This is a genomic window from Exiguobacterium sp. s39, from assembly GCF_018618925.1.
Taxonomy (GTDB): Bacteria; Bacillota; Bacilli; order Exiguobacteriales; family Exiguobacteriaceae; genus Exiguobacterium_A; species Exiguobacterium_A abrahamii.
Genome location: NZ_JACSNA010000002.1, coordinates 294841 through 312905, shown reverse-complemented (window position 1 = coordinate 312905; position 18065 = coordinate 294841). Strand labels below are relative to the sequence as shown.

Genomic DNA, 18065 nt, shown 5'->3' with positions numbered 1-18065 from the left:
TATGAAAAAAGCCCACTCTTCGCCCATGGATAAAATGGAAAAAGAGCAGGCCGCTTCACAAAAAAATGTATACGAAGGGTCTGCTCCTTCATAGTCAGGTCGTTTAAGGTGACCCGGTAGAGACTCTCGCGCCATATTCGCGAGTATATACAAAGGAGATTGCATGTGTGTGATTTACGTTGTTCCCATTGTAACTGTATCGTTTCGTAAATATCAACCCTCTACATGACGAATGATATTTTCGAAATATTCACGTTTTTTCTCAACCGATAGTGATTCTCCACCATAGACCATCCGTTCGTAAGCATCCGTCAACGGTCGCATCGCATACGTCTCGTAGTACCCATCGACTTCGTGAGCGAGTTCCGCAAGCGTCCGACCATCTTGATAATGGAATCCTTTTTTATCAAGACGTCGTAAGAGGTACCGGTACATCCGGCGGAATCCTTCCGGTCGCTCGATTTGTCTCCGGAAGAAGAGAATCGCGAGTGTTCGAATGATTGGTTTTCGGAACAAGTACAAGAATAAGAGAGCAAGTGCCGTCAGGAAGATTGGCCAAAATGGAATTGACTTCTGCTCCGTCTGTCCAGCGCTAGTCGTCTGTTCTTCATCAAGAAGATTTTCTTGCGGACGATTTGGCGTCGTTGTCTCCGTATTATCTTCTGTCTCACGTTGCGGATTTGCTTGTTCCGTCTCATTATCCGTTTCCCGATCGATCGTGTATTGTCCTGCTCCATCGAAACTGACTGTTGGCTCAAGCGGTACCCAGCCTGGTCCTTCGATATACACTTCGACCCACGAGTGCGCATTTTTATTCCGCACTGTATAACTCGTCACGGCAGCTCCGATGACGTCGGATTCGCCTCCCGTGAACCCTTTCACCCAGCGTGCGGGTAACCCGGCTGCCCGTAGCAAAACAGCAGCCGACGTCGAGAAGTTATCACAGTATCCGAGCTTCGTCTCGAATAGGAATTGATCGACGTAATCTTGATTTTCTCCTGGTACGGCAACTTCCTCCGTATTGTATTCAAAGTTCTCTTCTTCGAAATAATTTTCAATCGCCCGTGCTTTGTCCCACGGTGTCTCCTCACCCTCAACGATTTGTTCCGCTAAATCACGGACACGCTGTGGTAAACCATCCGGCAGTTGGAGATACCGCTCTGTTTCATTCTCCGATAAATTGACGGGTTCATCTGTCTGGAGTTGTTCTTCCGTAAAGAGCGGATACGAGTAGTCAATTTGATAATTGCGTTGACGATCCGCCTCGTCTAGATACGATATTTTTTGATTCTCTGGATCAACCAGTACATTTTGTCGTTGTTGATCGACCGAGACCCGGACGTTATCTCCGTTATATGGCACGAACGGTAATTCACGTGCCATCTCAAACGTCGCTGTTTCCTCACGTGTCTTGACTTCTCGCCCGAAGTGCGAGAAGAAACCCCGTCCATCGATTTCCGGATTCGATTCCGACAGCACCCAGCCTTTGCCGGTATAAATGTCTTTCGTCTCGACTCGCCAGTATCGGTTCCCTTCACTTTCGACCTGGAAGACTTCCCGATCGTCCATCTGGAACGGTCCTCCGAGTTGCTCGTCATTGTTACCGTAGCCAACCTTTTGAATCGCATTCGTCGGCTCTCCTTCACCTTCAAGCCCGGACGTCAAATCGTACCAACTATCTTGCCATGTCGCATTGATGACAGGACTTTGGACAGCAGCGACGATGACGGCACCCATGATGAATAAGGCACTCAGCGGACGAACGTAAGAAGCGCGTGGTCGTTCGTTGACTTCCGTCGCATAGAGCAATAGCAAGGATAAGATGATTGGATAGAGAATGAATGTCTCTCCCGAGTAATCCGTCCATGTATCACAATAGGCGATGAACCCGATGACTCCGAAGGCAAGCCCGAAGACGAACCCACGATTCGGGAACGTCCGACGCGCGAGATATGCGATCAAAAAACTAATCAATCCGATCGAGAGCGCGAAAGCGGGTCGTCCTGGTAATTCACCATTGATGACGCTCTGAATATCTGAACTGATTTCCGTAAAGATGCCCCATGGTGCTGCTCCCGGCGTCAAAATCAGATAGAACGACAGCAGTAATCCACCGAGACTTCCGAGTAAAAAGTAACGCCGCGATAGATGCGACAACAGCAACGGCAGAAACAGCATAGGTAAGAAGGACCAAAGATGTTCGAACGTCGTCAGTTCGAGAAGTGGTGGCATGAAACAAGTTAGAACGGCTGCCGCGATAGCGTTCCAAATTAAGCGTCGCATCATCGCACTCCCCTCCGTTCTGGTGTATAGACATGAACGGTGGCTTCTTGATTAATCTTCGAAATCCATAGTTCATTGTTCGATTCAAGATCCGGTGTGATGAAAAGGACGTTGCCACTCAATCGAAGTGCTTTTGACGAATACTCCCATGACTCGATGAACGTCCGTGTCCGACTCGGCTGCGCCGTCATCAGGTAATGCGTCAGTTTCGCTCCTTCAAGCGGTAACGACAACGATTGAACAGCATGTCCGACGAGGTGAATGCGGTAGCTCAGCCGTCGTTTGTTCAACTGATCCGTCGCTTCTGCCAGCATCGAGATGACGCGTTCGAAAGCTTCACCCGCTTCCGTCCCCTCATCAAAGACGATCGTCGTCTCCCGTTCCTGCTCTCGCTCGAACGTCTTCGTCATTAAGCCTTGGCGTTTTGCCGTCGCTTTCCAGTCGATCTGATTCATCCGGTCACCACTGACGTATTCCCGGACCCCGACGACAGTAAAGGACGACTGACGAAGATCAAGCGACACAGGGGAGATTCCTCCATCGCCGCGATCCTCCTCATGCGGAAGTTGAACGGCAAGGCGTGCCGGTTCGATCGCAAGATACGTCTCGACCGGAAACATCCGCTTCCGTTTGAACAGACCGAACGGATCTGTAATTTCAACGATACAGCCAGGAATCTGGTACACTCCTCGACGAATCGATGGAATCGTGTAGTCGATGTGCTCTGTCTTTCGGTAGTGGGCACGGAGCGGACGACTGATATCGAGTTTTTCTTCGCTGAGTTCGTTTGGAATCGCCTCCGTCACCTCGACGGCTCCGACAAGGAACGGGAAACGTCGGCGAACCCGCAAGGAAACCGGGATATCCGTTCCGGCAACGAGCATCTTATTTGAGACTTCGCGTGTCGCCAGTGCCTGCGTGACAGGCCAAACGAGGAAGAGTGTCCAGTAGACGGTCAAACCAGCCATGACATAAAACAGCAAGGAAGCGACATTTCCGCCATCGACGCGCGCATATGTCCATAAGGCAACCGTCGTCAAAAGGAGTACAGCGTAACGCCAACCAATTTGCCACTTCGTCATAGGGACTCCACGTCTTGTTGGATGGGTACAGCAACCTCTTTTTTGATTTGTTCTAAAATCCGTTCCGACGATTGACCGTGATAACGCGCGTCCGCTGTCAAAATCAAGCGGTGTGACAGGACCGGAATCAAGAGATGTTTGACATCATCCGGTAAGACGAAACTGCGTCCTTCCATGTATGCCCATGCTTGCGCGACTTTCATCAAAGCGATCGAAGAACGGGGACTCGCGCCGAGATAAAGTGAACCGTTCGTCCGGGTCGCTTGGACGAGATGGACGATATATTTTTTGACGGGCTGTGAGACATGGACGTTCTTGACTTCTTCTTTCATCTGGAGCAATTGCTCGCGACCAATCACAGCTTCGAGTGTCTCGATCGGTTCATCCCGTTCAAAACGCGTGAGCAACTTCATTTCTTGATGGAAATCAGGATAACCCATTTTGACTTTGACGAGGAAACGGTCAAGTTGTGCTTCTGGTAACGGGTACGTTCCTTCATGTTCAATCGGGTTTTGTGTCGCCATGACGAAAAAGGGATTCGGAAGCGTATGAATCTCACCATCGACGGTGACGTTCGCTTCCGCCATTCCCTCGAGTAAGGCAGATTGAGTTTTTGGTGATGTTCGGTTGATCTCATCGGCTAAGACGATGTTCCCCATTAAAGGACCCGGTCTATATTCGAATTGGCTAGTTTTCTGGTTATACATCGATACACCCGTCAAATCTGACGGAAGTAGGTCTGGCGTGAACTGAACACGTTTGAAGGTCAACCCGATCGATCGGCTGAACGCACGGACGAGCATCGTCTTCCCGACTCCCGGTACGTCTTCTAATAGGACGTGACCGCCCGCTAGTAGTGCTGCCAATGATTGTGTGATGACATCTTCCTTACCGATGATGACTTTCTCTACGTTGTCGATAATCGCTTGAATCTCCTTAGTGTATGTTCGCATTGTCAGGCCCCTTGCTCTCGTAGTAGTTGAATTTTCTGACTTTTTATATCATCTCATATTCCGCTACGCTTTTAAAGAAATACGAGCAGTTTCTAGCACATGAAAAAGGGGGAACGCCGTAGCGTTTCCCCCTTATTTGTTTCAGGAACGAACACATGCCGTGATCCGTTCTTGAACCGTGCAGTTGCACGTAAAACACGAATACATCCGTGTCAATGGACAACGTTTGTCAAGTCCGGTGATCCTCTTCTTTCAGAAGCGACATGCGATCGTTCCCTCTACATTGGTAATCATTCATGTGCATCACCATCCTTTCATATATTGAATATTACCGAATATGTTATAAACGAAACGTCGAATTTTAATTATTTTTTTCGATACCGCGCATAGGTCGTCGCGAGTGCGACCGCAAGGACCAGCCCTTTGATGATATTTAACGAATAGTATGGAACAGACAGCATGACGAGACCATTTTCAAGAATCCCGACGAGACAAGCCCCAACGAGTGTGCCAAGCGCATTCGGCTTCCCTTGTCCTGCGAACGACGAGCCGATGAATGCGGCTGCGACCGCTGGCATCAGATAACCGGAACCGGCATTGATTTGTGACGATCCGACTTGTGACGCAAGCAAAATCCCACCGACCGCCGCAAGTAACCCAGCAATCAGATACGCGAGTGCCCGGTAGCGGTTGACACGAATTCCTGTCAGTCGTGCGGCTTCCGGATTCCCGCCGATGATATAGAGAAAACGACCGTGTCGCGTATGGCTTAAGAAGACGTGTGTCACAGCGACGACGACGAGCATGATGACGATGATCCAAGGTGCCTGGCTGATTTTCGCGAATGCCTCCGGAATCGTGCCGACTGTTGGTGTACCGTCCAAGCGCGGCATTCCGGCACTGATTGAACCACCACCGGTATACGTCATCGCGACACCTTCGACGATAAACATCGTCGCAAGCGTCGCAAACAAATCCGGAATCTTAAACCAGACGATGAGTAAGATGTTCACCAGAGCAACGCTAAGAGATAAGAGAAGTGCTAAACCAATCGAGACACCGAGCGGTAGACTGTACCAGACGAAGAACGAGACGACGAAAGAACTCGCAAGCGTCGCGGTTGACCCGACCGATAAATCAAATCCATTGACCGTCAAAGAAACGGTCAAGCCGATCGCGATAATCGTCACGATGGAGATACTTCGTAAAATATTAATCAAATTCGTCCCTTGTAGGAATGTTGGAGCCGTCGTCGCAAAAAACAGGACGAGGGCAAGGATCGCGAGGACGATCCCCCAGTCGTTCAAGAATCCGAGGACAGGACGTAAACCCTTCCCTCGGTTCGTTTGTTTTGATACTACCTCATTCATCGTTGCCCTCCTCCTGTCGCATACCACAACAAGGTTTCTTCTGATGTGTCCGCCGTCTTCGTTTCATGGACGATCCGTCCATCGAACATGACGTAGATTCGGTCCGTGACGGTCAAAAGTTCATCCCATTCACTCGTCGCGTAAAGGATCCCTTTTTGTTGTTGCGCGAGTCCGTCAATCAGACGATAGATATCTTGTTTGGCTCCGACGTCGACACCTTTTGTCGGTTCGTCCAAGACGAGTACAGAAACATCGGTCAGTAACCATTTTCCGATGGCGACTTTTTGTTGATTCCCACCGGATAGTTGACCTACTTCCTGTTTCACGTCTGCCACTTTAATGCCCAGCTCCTTGACCCATTGCGATGCCTGATTTGCTTCTTTGCGACGATCCATCAGCCCCCAGCGGTTGACGAAATCATGAGCTGCCGCTGCTGTTAGATTTTCTGCGACAGAATCGGCAACGAGGATCCCTTCTTTTCGTCGTTCTTCTGGAACGAGACCGATCCCCGCTTGAATCGCAGCTTGTGGATTGCGAAGGCGATGGGCTTTTCCACCTATCCGAACCTCCCCTTCCTGAAAAGGACGATCACCGAACAATGCTTTGCATAATTCCGTTTTACCGGCACCGACAAGACCCGCGATACCAACGACTTCACCTGCTTGAACCGTCAAGGAGATATCGTGGACGTCCGCATTCGTGGCACTCTCGACCGTCAGTACGTTTGTCGCTTTTACCCGTGACGTTTTCGCGACAGACGTAAGCTTACGCCCGAGCATCTGCTCAACGACAGCTTCCTTCGTGATGTCTGCCAAAAGATGTCGCGAGATGAGTTGACCGTCGCGCATGACCGAGATGGAGTCGCAAATGTCATACAATTCTTGTAGACGGTGGGAAATGAAAATGATCCCAAGCCCCCGTTCTGCTAAACGACGTACGACCGAAAAGAGATGGCTTGTTTCCGCCTGACTGAGAGGTGCCGTTGGTTCATCTAAAATCAAAAAACGGCGTTCTTGGACGAGGGCGCGGGCAATCAATACGAGTTGCTTTTCAGCAAGCCGCAACTCCTCGACACGTGTCTTGACGGAAATATCCGCCTGTAATGTTGCTAACGCTTCTTTGGCACGCTGTATGTAACGGCGTTGGGATACGAAGCCAGTCATCGTTCCGTCCGTCAACAGATCGAGACAGATATTCTCAGCGACCGTCAAATACGGGACAAGCGCCACATCGACCTCTTGTTGGACAAGGTCGATTCCAATCTGTTTCGCATCAAGCGGTGACGTGATGGACAACTCCTTCCCGTCGAGACGGATCGTTCCTTCGTCCGCCGTTTCCGCTCCGGATAAGACTTTCATCAACGTCGACTTACCGGCACCATTCGCACCGACAAGCGCGTGGATTTCACCGGATTTCACTTCAAACGAGACTTGTTTTAAGGCTTGCACTCCTGGAAACGCCAGTGAAATCCCAGTCATCTTCAAGTGATGATTGGTAGACGTCATTGTTTTTTATGGACGTCACGCAACCGGTCCATCCACGGTTCATTGAATTTGTCCGATGTACTCCATCCTTTGATGATCGTATCGAGATTGTACATCGTCGTATCCTGCTTCAACGCCTTCTGCTCCACGAGTTTCGCGTCGAGATCAAAGCTATCCGGTGTCTTCTCGCCAGCGATTTTCTTAGCCAGTAATCGCATGTCCGTTTGTCCAATCAAGAATGGATCCACCGCACTCGTCGAGACCCAGTTACTGCCTTTTTCACGCATCAGGTTGATATCCTGATTCGAGACATCGATCGAGATTAGCGGGATTTCTTGACGTTTATTATCCTTGAGCGATTTGTAAGCCCCTTTTGCGACTTCGTCCCACGCTCCCCAAACCGCATCAATGCTTCCTTTCGGATATTTCGCGAGAATCGCATTCATCTTCGTTGCGATATCCCCTTGGACATCTTGGAAATTTGTCGGTCCAACCGTCTCAAGCGTTTTGATCTTACCGTCTGCTTCGTACGTCTTATAGATTTCCTGACGACGATCGAGCGGGGCAAAACCTGGTCCGAACCAAAGTTTGATGACACGGACTGGCTTTTTGTCCGTCACCTTCGTCACTTCATCAAGCGATAGCTTCGCGAGTTGATGATCGTTTTGGAACGTTTCCGTCACACCTTTTAACGCCGTTCCTTTTTTCTTCGTGACCGTATCGAACGTCACGACCTTCAGCCCTTTGTCGACCGCTGGTTTAATCATGTCATAGGCGTAGTCTTCCTTACCGTGCGAGATGATGAGCCCGTCATAATCTTGCTGAATCGCTTGCGCGACAAGCTCCTTGAACTTGACGTCGTTACCTTCCGAAATGAACGTGCTGACTTTAAAGCCAAGCGCTTCGCCTTCACTTCGTGCGCCATCAAGGAATTGTTTCGTATGGTCGTCCGATGCTAGGTTGCGGATGACGGCGATCTTGACGTCCGATTGAACCCCTTTTGGTACATCCTTGACGACCTTCGTCGTCGTGGCTTCTCCATTCGCACAAGCCGCTAGTAACAGTGCCGGTGCTAGGACGGCGTAAGCTAGTTTTTTCATGACATATCTCCTTATCCGAGGGGTTGAAGCCCTGTTAATTGTTCAATCGTTTCTTCATTCGGTTGCGTGATGACACCAAGTTCGGTAATGATGCCCGTGATCAATGTGTGTGGTGTGACATCAAACGCCGGGTTGAAGACAGCGACGCCTTCCGGTGCTGTCGCAATACCTTGGACAGTCGTCACTTCCTGCGGATCACGTTCTTCGATTTCGATCGCGTCTCCGGAAACGAGCGAGAAGTCGAACGTCGAGAGCGGTGCTGCGACGTAAAACGGAATACCAAAAGCTTGCGCGAGCAATGCCAATTGGAACGTCCCGATTTTATTCGCGGTATCTCCGTTTCGTGTAATGCGGTCGGCACCGACGATGATCGCATCGATCTGTTTTTCTTTCAGCGTATGGGCGACCATGTTGTCCGTAATTAACGTGACATCGATGCCGGCACGTTGCAGCTCCCATGTCGTCAATCGTGCTCCCTGCAGTAACGGTCGCGTCTCACTCGCAAAAACGGATAATTCGATGCCGCGTTCTTTTGCGATGTAGAACGGCGCAAGTGCCGTTCCATAAGCAGCGGTCGCAATCGATCCAGCATTACAAATCGTTAGGATCCGGTCGCCTGACTGGAACAATTCCAGTGCATGAATCCCGATTTGACGTGACGTCTGCGCATCCTGGTCGTATAAGGCGACCGTCCGTTTTTCCAACCGTTCGCGAATCTCTTCTACCGACGTCCCGTCTTGAATGATTGGATTCAATTGATCGAGGACATTTCGCAAGTTGACGGCCGTCGGTCGTGTCGCGAGTAACGTCGCCGATGTCTCAAGCAAGGCTTGCTTGTAGACCGGTAGCTCTGCTTCAAAGCGGTACGCTTCTTGAACGAGCACGAATCCACCGAATAAGCTGATCGCAGGCGCGCCCCGGACACGTAGTTGTTTAATCGCCTCAACCGCTTGCGCGAGATCAGCAATGACTTCATAGTGCTCTTCTTGCGGTAGACGTGTCTGATCGAGAATCGTCAAGACACGGTCTTCGTAACGAATACTTTGGACGAATGTAGTCATCGGCTGAGTTCCTCCGTTACGTCAAAGTTTCGTAAATCATCGAATGTCCGGCATTCTGTACGGCGTTTGATTAACGCCGCTCCTAGACGAAGAGCGTGACGTTTCCGCTCTAAGCGTTCCGTCGTTGAATCGATTGATTCTAAATCAGCGACCGGTGCAAGACCAATCGTCCGCCGAATCAATTCGCAACCGGCAAAGCCAAGGGCATCCTGCAAGATCGTGCTCAGTACATCATCGACGAGTCCTGATGCCTGGAACGGTTCGACGGCTTCCCGTTCCCATAATGCACGGAACGTTGAAGCGAACGTCAGCCAGAACGTATCGATATCCTTGATTCGGGCGTCACGTCGTGTAGGGTAATCCGGATATGCCGCGAAGAATAGATGCGCAATGAACTGTCCGACATCGAATCCGAATGGACCATAAAAGGCGAATTCTGGATCGATGACTTTCGTTTCCGTCGCCGAGGCGAAGATGCTTCCTGTATGTAGATCGCCGTGCAGCAATGCATCTCCTTTCGTGATGAAGAGCGCTTCGAGTTTTGCGACTTCGCGTTTTAACTCATCGTCTGCCCATAGACGTGCCACCTCTTCTTCGAGTCCGGCTTCAATCTCGTTCGTCTCCGCGTCATGAAACGGATCCGTGAAGATTAATTTTTCCGTGATGTCGCACAAGTCTGGATTGTAGTACGTTCGGGCGACACGTTTCTTTTCAACCGGACCAAGCGCAAAGTCCGATGTATGGAATAACGTCCGAGCGAGATAAGAACCGATATGTTCCGCAAGCAACGGATACTGTTCACCTGCGAGTAAACCGCTTCGAACGATCGTCAGATGTGAAAGATCTTCCATGACCGTATACGCCTCTTCATGACTAGCATGAAAAACACGTGGCACGAACGGTACGGCATGCCGTGCGAATTCACGGAGTGCGGATTGTTCGATCCACGCTCGTTCGAGCGATAACGGCCAGCTCTCCCCGACGACCTTCGCATATGGTAATGCTTGTTTTAAAATCAAGCGATGTTCGCCTTCTCGAATCCGAAAGACGAGGTTGAGGTTCCCGTCGCCAATCTCTTCTGCTTCGACGGCTCCATCGCCGATCAGTCCTAATGTCCGAACACGGTCAATCGCGTCCTGTTCTGTGAATGCTTTATATGTCATCTTAGTTTCCCCCTATGTGATACACGAAAAAGCGCCTCTTTTCGTCATCGAAAAGAGGCGCAGAAAAGTCACTGCGTCCTCTTATCTCTCAGACGAAACGTCTGTTGGATGTAGCACCGTGCCCAGTGGTCGGTTGCTGCGGCGTCATCGGGCCAATTCCCTCTGCCAACTCGCGATAAGAGTCGTATGTAGTTGTCGTGTGTGATATTGATTTGAATCTTACGCAATCGACTTCCTCGCTGTCAAATCGAAATCAAGCAGAAACGGACATCATTTTTAAGTCATCTATAGAAAGAGTATTTTCAAAAAAATAAATTTTCTAAAAATAGTTTGACAAGTGGCGATTCTCATGTAAAAATTGCAATTAGATTTCACAATTTCATCCAATTCTTATCAAGAGCAGACGGAGGGACAAGCCCTACGATGTCGCAGCAACCGACCTTTTGGCACGGTGCTAATTCTTGCAGCTACTAAGCTGACAGATAAGAGTCCACGTTCGAATTATTCATGGTCTCCTGTCGCTGACGAGAGACCATTTTTTTGTTGAAGGAGGAAAGACATGGCTTATATCACTGCTACTTATCAATTGACTGCCCGTGATCGACTCGAGCAACGCGCTGAACAACTCGCGCTTGGTCTGACAGTCGGTTCTTGGACGGAACTGAATCATCTCGAACAACAACAACTCGCCTCGTTCAAAGGGGAAGTCGTACATACCGAAGAGCGCGATGGCAAAGGATATATCACGATTCGTTATCCGGAACATAACGTGTCGCGCGACTTTTCTGCGATTCTGACGACCGTCTTCGGGAAACTCTCACTCGACGGTGAAATCAAACTAACAGAATTGCTATTACCCGATACATTTACGTCGGACTTTCCAGGTGCGAAATTCGGGATCGAAGGGGTCCGCTCCTTGATTGGTGTCGAAGATCGCCCATTATTAATGAGCATCTTCAAAGGAGTCATCGGACGGGATTTATCGTTCCTTCGTGATCAACTCGAAGGACAACTCGCTGGTGGGATTGACCTCGTCAAAGACGATGAGATCCTATACGACAATCCGTTGACACCGACGATTGACCGGGCACGAATCGGACGTGAGGTCATCGATGCTCACTTCCACCGGACCGGTAAACGTGCGTTATATGCGATCACACTCAGCGGTCCCGTCTTTACGCTCAAGGATCAAGCCAAGCGATTGATTGATGCTGGAGCGACTGCTTTCTTGCTGAATACCTTCACATACGGACTCGATGTCTTACGCGAACTGGCAAGTGATCCGGAAATCAACGTTCCGATCTTCAATCATCCGGCATATAGCGGTGCGTTGATCGCTAGCCCGAATCACGGAGTCGCAGCCCCTGTCTTACTCGGCACATTACCGCGTGCTGCTGGAGCAGACTTGACGCTATTCCCGTCTCCTTACGGCAATGTCGCTTTGCCAAAGGATGTCGCTCGTGGCATCGCGGTCGAAGCGACCCGTCTCGGGCAGACGAAATCGATCTTCCCGGTTCCTTCAGCCGGTATTCATCCTGGACTCGTCGCTCAACTCGTACGGGACTTCGGGATCGATTCCGTCATCAACGCCGGTGGCGGCGTACATGGTCATCCGCAAGGTGCTGCGGCTGGCGTCATTGCTTTCCGTCAGGCACTCGATGCGGCACTCGCAAATGAATCCCTATCGACGGCAGCATCGCGTCATGAAGAATTACGAATTGCCCTCGACGCTTGGGGGATCAAGTCATGACCGTACGGATTCTTTGTGACTTCGACGGGACGGTGACGACACAGGATAACATCATCGCACTCATGCAGGCATTTGCGCCAGCGAGTGACTTCGAACCGTTGAAACACGGTGTACTCGACCGGACGTTATCGATTCAGAGTGGTGTCGGGCAAATGTTCGCACTTCTGCCGTCTGACGGAAAAACAGCCTATCTTGACTTTTTGTTGGAGCGTGCCGTCATTCGCGACGGATTTTCGGAGTTACTGCAGTACAGTCGTCGTCAAGGCATCGATTTTTCGATCGTCAGCGGTGGAATGGACTTTTTCGTCGAACCAATCTTAGCGCCATTCCTCGACCAAGAACAGATTTACTGTAACGTCGCTGATTTCAGTGGTCCATTCGTCCATATCGATTGGCCAAACGCCTGCGATGCCCATTGTACGAACGGGTGCGGCTGTTGTAAAACGTCCGTTGCCCGGACACTACGTAAAGACGGTGACGTCATCATCGTCATCGGCGACTCGGTGACGGACTTCGAACTCGCAAAACAAGCGGATCGTGTCTATGCCCGTGATTATCTGATCACGTTGTGTGAAGAGAATGATATCGCCTATACACCGTTTGAGACGTTCCACGATATCGTTCATGATTTAACACGAGCGGAGGTGACAACATGACATTCATGCGACGGTATGAAGAGCTACGCGCCATCAAACAAGAGCTTGCGGCGCGCGATTGGTTCCCTGGTACGAGTGGCAATCTCGCCATCCGGACATCCGGTGTCCCGGTTGAATTCCTTGTGACAGCAAGCGGAAAAGATAAACGGCAAACGACTCCTGACGACTTCGTTCATGTCGATGCGACCGGTCAATTGATCGGTGAGCAATCCGGGCGTCCTTCCGCCGAGACATTACTCCATGTCGAAGTGTTCAATCGAACGGACGCCGGTTGTTCCCTACATGTCCATACGATTGCGAACAATGTGATTTCGGAACTCTATGGCGATCAAGGCAGTATCACCTTTTCCGGTCAAGAAATCATCAAGGCACTCGGACACTGGGAAGAGGATGCGACGGTCACGGTACCGATCATTCCGAATCATGCGGACATCCCGACGCTTGCCGCTGCTTTTGCACCGCATGTCACAGCAGACAGTGGTGCCGTCCTGATCCGCAATCACGGGATCACGGTCTGGGCACCGACCGCCTTTGAAGCAAAGAAACACCTCGAAGCCTTCGAGTTTTTATTCAATTACACGTTGACGTTGCAATCATGCCGTCAATCCATTCATTAAAAGGAGGAATCATCTCATGGCAACAGTCTTATTCCAAGAAACAAACACACGGTATACGGATCAAACGGAAGTCACTGACTTCCTCGCGTCACGCGGCGTTCTTTACGAACAGTGGGACGTTTCGAAACTTCCAGCGCCTCTCGTTGAGAACTTCACACTGACGGATGCAGACAAACAAACGATTCTCGATACGTTCGCTCCCGAAATCAAAGACGTATCAGAACGTCGTGGGTATCAGACAGCTGATATCATCTCACTTTCGGATACGACACCGAACCTTGATGAGTTGCTCGTCAACTTCCAGAAAGAACATCATCACACGGATGATGAAGTTCGTTTCATCGTCAGCGGTCATGGCGTCTTCGCGATCAAAGACGAAGAAGTCGGCTACTATAACATCGAACTCAATCCTGGTGATTTAATCTCCGTTCCTGTTAACACACGCCACTACTTTACGCTTCAAGACGATCGTAAAGTCGTTGCTGTTCGGATCTTCGTCACGACAGACGGCTGGGTTCCGATTTACGAGAATGAGACGTCAACGGTCTCTTAAGATCGATAAAAGCGCTGTTTTCCTTCATATGAATGGAATCAGCGCTTTTCTTATCGCACAAACATATCACTACATTGATACGTAACCGATATAATAAAGGAAAAGCGATGAGGAAGTGAGCGTCATGCATATTCGTCCCGTAATGGAACACGACTTACCAGCGATTCTCGCCATCTATAACGAAGGTATCGAAGATCGGATCGCAACGCTTGAGACCGACCAAAAGGACTTATCCTTCATGACCCAGTGGTATGCGGAACGCACCGATCGATATGCTGGATATGTCGCTGAAGATGACACAGGTGTCCTCGGCTTCATTTCCCTCGATCCGTATAATCCGCGTCCTGTCTACGCATCCGTCGGTGAGATTTCGGTTTATATCACTCGGACACATCGTGGACAAGGGATTGGCACACGTTTGCTCGAAACGATTGAACAACATGCCCGTGATCATCATATGCATAAGCTGATCCTCTTTACCTTCCCGTTCAATAAAATCGGACAAAAACTCTATATCCGCTCCGGGTTCCGGATCGTCGGAACGTTTAAGGAACAAGGACAGTTGAACGGCGAATATGTCGACGTCATGGCGATGGAGAAACGCTTGCGATAGGATTCATTGAATGCCAGACAGGGAATAGTCAATCCGAGTCATTGAGAGAGGATGAACCTAATGGATATTCAACAAATTCGTAATGCAACACTCGTTGTCACGTATGCCAATCAAGTCTTACTAATTGATCCGTTCCTCGGCGAAAAAGGCAGCTTGCCTCCCTTCGGTCAAACACCAAATGCCGTCGCCAATCCACTCGTCGACTTACCGGTCGATGTCAACACACTGCTCGATCCTGACGCTGTCTTTGTCACACACCTGCATGCCGATCATTTCGACGATTCTGCAAAACAACTTCTACCCAAGCATTTGCCACTCTATGCGCAGCAAGAAGAAGACGCGCAGCAAATCCGAGAAGCCGGCTTCACGAACGTCTCTTCCTTCGATTCCGGTGTAACGATCGGTGATATCCAGGTCCATCGAACAGGTGGACAGCATGGTGTCGGTGAAATCGGCGAACGGATGGGACGTGTGTCTGGGCTCGTCCTCACCCATCCGGACGAACCGACACTTTATATCGCAGGTGATACGATCTGGTGTGACGAGGTCGCGCATGCGATCGAACAACATACGCCCGATATCATCGTCGTCAACAGTGGCGCCGCCCAGTTCTTGACCGGAGAGCCGATCACGATGTCACAGCGTGATCTCCTTGCGGTTCATGAAGCGGCGGCGGAAGCGACGATCATCGTCTCGCACCTCGAGTCCGTCAACCACTGTCTCTTGCGACGTGATATGATTGCTGACTTTTTAACTGCTTTCCATCTCTCTGCCCATTTCCTGATTCCGGAGGATGGCGAAACGATGTCATTTTAAGAACAGTAACTTTCATTAAAAAGAAGCCCTTGTTTCGAATATCCATCGAAACAAGGGCTTCTTTTTGTTATGGGATGACGAGACCTAACAAACGAGCAAAGGCAACTGCTTGCTCTTCCGTAATGACAGCACCTGGTAAAAATCGCGGATCGATCGTAATACCAGAGAGTTCCGTCTGCCGGAGGTCAAGACCTTTTAACGGTGTTTCAATCCATTGGCTATCCGTAAGTCGGACCGCTTCGAGTTTCCACTGGGTCGGCTTCACTTCGAAGAACTGTGCTTCTTTCATCGTCGTTTCGCTCCAGTGTTGATGACGGACCGTACTGCGAATGAACTGTACGTAATCCGCAAGCCCTTCCTGAATCGTTAAATGGTCCAGCGTACAATCTTCGAACTGAACACCCGTCATCCGGCATCCGACGAAGGACACACGGTGAAAACGAGTTTCTTGGAAGTGACATCCGGTTAAGTCGCATTGCTCAAAACGAATATCTTCGAACGAACCACGGTCAAAGGTAAGATTCGCGAACGAGACATTTTGAAAACACACTTGATAGGCATCGATGCGTTCTGTCAGTTCACTCGGCATCGACTCTTTCTCATAACGCGCTCCTTTCAGATACGGATCATCGATTTCGACTTGATCGAACGTCTCTGACTGAAGCGTCTTCGGTAATTCTGGTAAACGGATAACGGTCTCTTTCAATGAAGGTTCCCCCTTTTTTCTCTCCCTTAGTGTACCAAACTCCTTTTATATGAGGAGAAATCGTTCGAATTCCCCTTTTTTCAACAGTTTTTATTTTGAGACACTTTGAGACCGTGCTATAGTCAAGGAAAATCAAAATAAGAACATACGTTCTTTTGTGTAAAGGAGTGATTCAGATGTTTCCTTCCGTCGTTTTACCACAAGATAAACGGATTTTTTGCGTCGACAGTGTGTCCTTCTACGCCAGCTGTGAATGCCAGTATCGCAATCTCCCCCCCTTGACGACACGCCTAGCGGTCGTCTCCGATTTAAAACGAAGCGGGTCCGTCATTCTCGCTGCCACCCCTGCCTTAAAAGCACTTGGAATCAAGACAGCCGGTCGATTATATGAAATCGAGCAATTGCCATACGCTGTTCGTCGTACGATTCGACTTGTCGAACCACGTATGCTCGCTTATATGAAGACGTCGATTCGTGTCCTGGATGTCCTGCACCAATTCGCCCCACCTGAAGCCATCCGCGTCTATTCAATTGACGAAAGTTTCATTGACATGACCGGAACCGATCGCCTATTTGGTTCCGACCTGCAAGCTGCCCTCAAAATTAAAGAAGCAATCCTGAAACAGACCGGCATCCACGTCCGGATCGGGATTGGTCCAAATAACGTCATCGCGAAACTGACGCTTGATTTAATCGGGAAAAAAGAAGGCATCGCGCGATGTGGATATGCTGATGTCGCACGACGTCTTCATGATTTTCCGATTCGGAAGATGTGGGGGGTCGGACACCGTATGGAACAACATCTGCAGATGATGGGGATTGAAACAATCGGTGATCTTGCCATGCGCCCTGTCGAAGAGTTGCACGAACGATTCGGTGTCATCGGTGCCGAACTATGGCACCACGCTTGGGGACTCGACGCGTCACCGACACTTCTTGCGCCTCGTCATCTGTTCGAGAAAGCCCCTCAACGGACGATCGGACACGGTGTGACCTTAATGCAGGACTATTATCAGTTCGAACGCATTCGGAATGTGCTCAATGAACTCGTGCAGGATGTTGCCGCACGTTGTCGCTTTTCGAATCAAGTCGGCTGGACCGTTCACATCGGCGTCCGCTATTCTCGAAACGTCGTCCGAAGTGGTTTCTCCCGTCAAGTGCGGTTGCCTTATCCGACATCCGATGAACGAATCATTCTGCGTCACGTCTTACAATTGTTCGAACCGAATTGGCTCGACGGAGAACCTGTTCGTTTTTTATCCGTCGCAGTGGGGCATTTGACTGCCGATCAAGGCACCTTACAGTTGTCTTTGTTCGAGGATAATGCGCGGCTCTGGAAACGACGACGGTTATTAAAAGCAATGGATGTCGTCAACCTCCGCTACGGAAAAGGAACGATTCGCCTCGCTGTCTCGTTTCTTGATACGAGTGTCGCCAAACGTCGTCTTCGTTTCGTCGGCGGTCATCCGGGAGGTGATCTTCATGACAGCGTATCGTGATCGAGGAAATTTAAAATGGATTCCTTTTCTCATGCCGGAACATTTGCAACTGTTGCGGGAATATTATGTCCAGATGCATCAGCTCGACTTGCCTGAAATTGATGAACAGTTGCAAGAATCATGGCACTTTCTGCTTCAAGAAGCTTTAATAGAAGGAAACGAACTTGAAATCACGTATTATAAGGAAAGTAGCTACGTGACGGTCGTCGGTTTCGTGGAACGACTAGAACCCGAACGTTCCGTTCTCTTTCTGCGCGGACGTGAAGTCATTGAAATTCCCTTCACACGAATCGTCCGGATCGAAAACGGGTAAGCTCTCATACAGATGGATGCTTTAAATCGTCCCCGGAAAGAAGGAA

Annotated in this window: 17 protein-coding genes and 3 riboswitches; of the genes, 8 read left to right on the top strand and 9 right to left on the bottom strand. The window is 49.8% G+C overall.

Annotated features, from left to right (window positions below):
• Positions 1–71: 71 nt before the first annotated feature.
• Positions 72–173: riboswitch (purine riboswitch) on the bottom strand.
• 40 nt (positions 174–213) lie between these two features.
• The 8 genes from KNQ11_RS13070 to mtnK form a co-directional block, all read right to left on the bottom strand.
• The gene (locus KNQ11_RS13070) at positions 214–2286 is read right to left on the bottom strand and encodes a transglutaminase TgpA family protein (RefSeq protein ID WP_214772195.1); all 2073 of its coding nucleotides are present in this window, start codon (positions 2284–2286) and stop codon (positions 214–216) included.
• The gene (locus KNQ11_RS13065; protein WP_023467046.1) at positions 2283–3365 is read right to left on the bottom strand and encodes a DUF58 domain-containing protein; all 1083 of its coding nucleotides are present in this window, start codon (positions 3363–3365) and stop codon (positions 2283–2285) included. Before KNQ11_RS13065 ends, KNQ11_RS13070 begins: the two co-directional genes overlap by 4 nt.
• On the bottom strand, positions 3362–4318 hold the full coding sequence (locus KNQ11_RS13060; protein ID WP_023467045.1) for an AAA family ATPase: 957 nt from the start codon (positions 4316–4318) through the stop codon (positions 3362–3364). The genes KNQ11_RS13065 and KNQ11_RS13060 overlap by 4 nt, the downstream gene beginning before the upstream one ends.
• Before the next feature lie 365 nt (positions 4319–4683).
• Positions 4684–5688: an ABC transporter permease gene (locus tag KNQ11_RS13055; RefSeq protein ID WP_029340729.1), complete on the bottom strand. Its 1005-nt coding sequence runs from the start codon at positions 5686–5688 to the stop codon at positions 4684–4686.
• Positions 5685–7193, bottom strand: coding sequence for a sugar ABC transporter ATP-binding protein (locus tag KNQ11_RS13050; protein ID WP_214772193.1), 1509 nt, complete (start codon positions 7191–7193; stop codon positions 5685–5687). The genes KNQ11_RS13055 and KNQ11_RS13050 overlap by 4 nt, the downstream gene beginning before the upstream one ends.
• Complete coding sequence (locus KNQ11_RS13045) at positions 7190–8272, bottom strand: sugar ABC transporter substrate-binding protein (RefSeq protein WP_029340727.1); 1083 nt, start codon at positions 8270–8272, stop codon at positions 7190–7192. The genes KNQ11_RS13050 and KNQ11_RS13045 overlap by 4 nt, the downstream gene beginning before the upstream one ends.
• Before the next feature lie 11 nt (positions 8273–8283).
• Positions 8284–9333: an S-methyl-5-thioribose-1-phosphate isomerase gene (mtnA, locus tag KNQ11_RS13040; RefSeq protein WP_214772191.1), complete on the bottom strand. Its 1050-nt coding sequence runs from the start codon at positions 9331–9333 to the stop codon at positions 8284–8286.
• Entirely contained in the window at positions 9330–10496 is a 1167-nt protein-coding gene (gene mtnK, locus KNQ11_RS13035) for an S-methyl-5-thioribose kinase (RefSeq protein WP_058265590.1), read from the bottom strand. Before mtnK ends, mtnA begins: the two co-directional genes overlap by 4 nt.
• Positions 10497–10574: 78 nt before the next feature.
• Positions 10575–10678: riboswitch (SAM riboswitch) on the bottom strand.
• Between the two features lie 205 nt (positions 10679–10883).
• Positions 10884–10985, top strand: a riboswitch (SAM riboswitch).
• A 70-nt stretch (positions 10986–11055) separates the two neighbouring features.
• Here mtnK and KNQ11_RS13030 point away from each other — a divergent pair.
• From KNQ11_RS13030 to KNQ11_RS13005, 6 genes are all read left to right on the top strand, one after another.
• Positions 11056–12246: a 2,3-diketo-5-methylthiopentyl-1-phosphate enolase gene (locus KNQ11_RS13030; RefSeq protein WP_058703763.1), complete on the top strand. Its 1191-nt coding sequence runs from the start codon at positions 11056–11058 to the stop codon at positions 12244–12246.
• Complete coding sequence (locus KNQ11_RS13025) at positions 12243–12902, top strand: 2-hydroxy-3-keto-5-methylthiopentenyl-1-phosphate phosphatase (RefSeq protein WP_058714037.1); 660 nt, start codon at positions 12243–12245, stop codon at positions 12900–12902. Before KNQ11_RS13030 ends, KNQ11_RS13025 begins: the two co-directional genes overlap by 4 nt.
• Positions 12899–13519, top strand: coding sequence for a methylthioribulose 1-phosphate dehydratase (locus KNQ11_RS13020; RefSeq protein WP_023467033.1), 621 nt, complete (start codon positions 12899–12901; stop codon positions 13517–13519). Before KNQ11_RS13025 ends, KNQ11_RS13020 begins: the two co-directional genes overlap by 4 nt.
• Before the next feature lie 16 nt (positions 13520–13535).
• Positions 13536–14072: a 1,2-dihydroxy-3-keto-5-methylthiopentene dioxygenase gene (locus tag KNQ11_RS13015; RefSeq protein ID WP_214772189.1), complete on the top strand. Its 537-nt coding sequence runs from the start codon at positions 13536–13538 to the stop codon at positions 14070–14072.
• Between the two features lie 124 nt (positions 14073–14196).
• Positions 14197–14685 (top strand): arsinothricin resistance N-acetyltransferase ArsN1 family A, encoded by a 489-nt coding sequence (locus KNQ11_RS13010; RefSeq protein WP_149426785.1) that lies wholly within the window; start codon positions 14197–14199, stop codon positions 14683–14685.
• Between the two features lie 60 nt (positions 14686–14745).
• Positions 14746–15501, top strand: coding sequence for an MBL fold metallo-hydrolase (locus KNQ11_RS13005; protein ID WP_149426784.1), 756 nt, complete (start codon positions 14746–14748; stop codon positions 15499–15501).
• Between the two features lie 67 nt (positions 15502–15568).
• Here KNQ11_RS13005 and KNQ11_RS13000 read toward each other — a convergent pair whose 3' ends face one another.
• On the bottom strand, positions 15569–16207 hold the full coding sequence (locus KNQ11_RS13000) for a pentapeptide repeat-containing protein (RefSeq protein WP_149426783.1): 639 nt from the start codon (positions 16205–16207) through the stop codon (positions 15569–15571).
• Between the two features lie 176 nt (positions 16208–16383).
• Between KNQ11_RS13000 and KNQ11_RS12995 the strand changes: the two genes are divergently transcribed.
• On the top strand, positions 16384–17706 hold the full coding sequence (locus KNQ11_RS12995; protein ID WP_149426782.1) for a Y-family DNA polymerase: 1323 nt from the start codon (positions 16384–16386) through the stop codon (positions 17704–17706).
• A complete protein-coding gene (locus tag KNQ11_RS12990) occupies positions 17690–18019 on the top strand; it encodes a YolD-like family protein (RefSeq protein WP_023467027.1) in 330 nt (109 codons plus the stop codon). The genes KNQ11_RS12995 and KNQ11_RS12990 overlap by 17 nt, the downstream gene beginning before the upstream one ends.
• The last annotated feature ends 46 nt before the right edge of the window (positions 18020–18065 follow it).

Excerpts from the sequence above, each read along its gene's own strand:
- KNQ11_RS13070 (WP_214772195.1), bottom strand. The coding sequence starts at position 2,286 with ATGATGCGACGCTTAATTTGGAACGCTATCGCGGCAGCCGTTCTAACT.
- KNQ11_RS13065 (WP_023467046.1), bottom strand. The coding sequence starts at position 3,365 with ATGACGAAGTGGCAAATTGGTTGGCGTTACGCTGTACTCCTTTTGACG.
- KNQ11_RS13060 (WP_023467045.1), bottom strand. The coding sequence starts at position 4,318 with ATGCGAACATACACTAAGGAGATTCAAGCGATTATCGACAACGTAGAG.
- KNQ11_RS13055 (WP_029340729.1), bottom strand. The coding sequence starts at position 5,688 with ATGAATGAGGTAGTATCAAAACAAACGAACCGAGGGAAGGGTTTACGT.
- KNQ11_RS13050 (WP_214772193.1), bottom strand. The coding sequence starts at position 7,193 with ATGACGTCTACCAATCATCACTTGAAGATGACTGGGATTTCACTGGCG.
- KNQ11_RS13045 (WP_029340727.1), bottom strand. The coding sequence starts at position 8,272 with ATGAAAAAACTAGCTTACGCCGTCCTAGCACCGGCACTGTTACTAGCG.
- mtnA (WP_214772191.1), bottom strand. The coding sequence starts at position 9,333 with ATGACTACATTCGTCCAAAGTATTCGTTACGAAGACCGTGTCTTGACG.
- mtnK (WP_058265590.1), bottom strand. The coding sequence starts at position 10,496 with ATGACATATAAAGCATTCACAGAACAGGACGCGATTGACCGTGTTCGG.
- KNQ11_RS13030 (WP_058703763.1), top strand. The coding sequence starts at position 11,056 with ATGGCTTATATCACTGCTACTTATCAATTGACTGCCCGTGATCGACTC.
- KNQ11_RS13025 (WP_058714037.1), top strand. The coding sequence starts at position 12,243 with ATGACCGTACGGATTCTTTGTGACTTCGACGGGACGGTGACGACACAG.
- KNQ11_RS13020 (WP_023467033.1), top strand. The coding sequence starts at position 12,899 with ATGACATTCATGCGACGGTATGAAGAGCTACGCGCCATCAAACAAGAG.
- KNQ11_RS13015 (WP_214772189.1), top strand. The coding sequence starts at position 13,536 with ATGGCAACAGTCTTATTCCAAGAAACAAACACACGGTATACGGATCAA.
- KNQ11_RS13010 (WP_149426785.1), top strand. The coding sequence starts at position 14,197 with ATGCATATTCGTCCCGTAATGGAACACGACTTACCAGCGATTCTCGCC.
- KNQ11_RS13005 (WP_149426784.1), top strand. The coding sequence starts at position 14,746 with ATGGATATTCAACAAATTCGTAATGCAACACTCGTTGTCACGTATGCC.
- KNQ11_RS12995 (WP_149426782.1), top strand. The coding sequence starts at position 16,384 with ATGTTTCCTTCCGTCGTTTTACCACAAGATAAACGGATTTTTTGCGTC.
- KNQ11_RS12990 (WP_023467027.1), top strand. The coding sequence starts at position 17,690 with ATGACAGCGTATCGTGATCGAGGAAATTTAAAATGGATTCCTTTTCTC.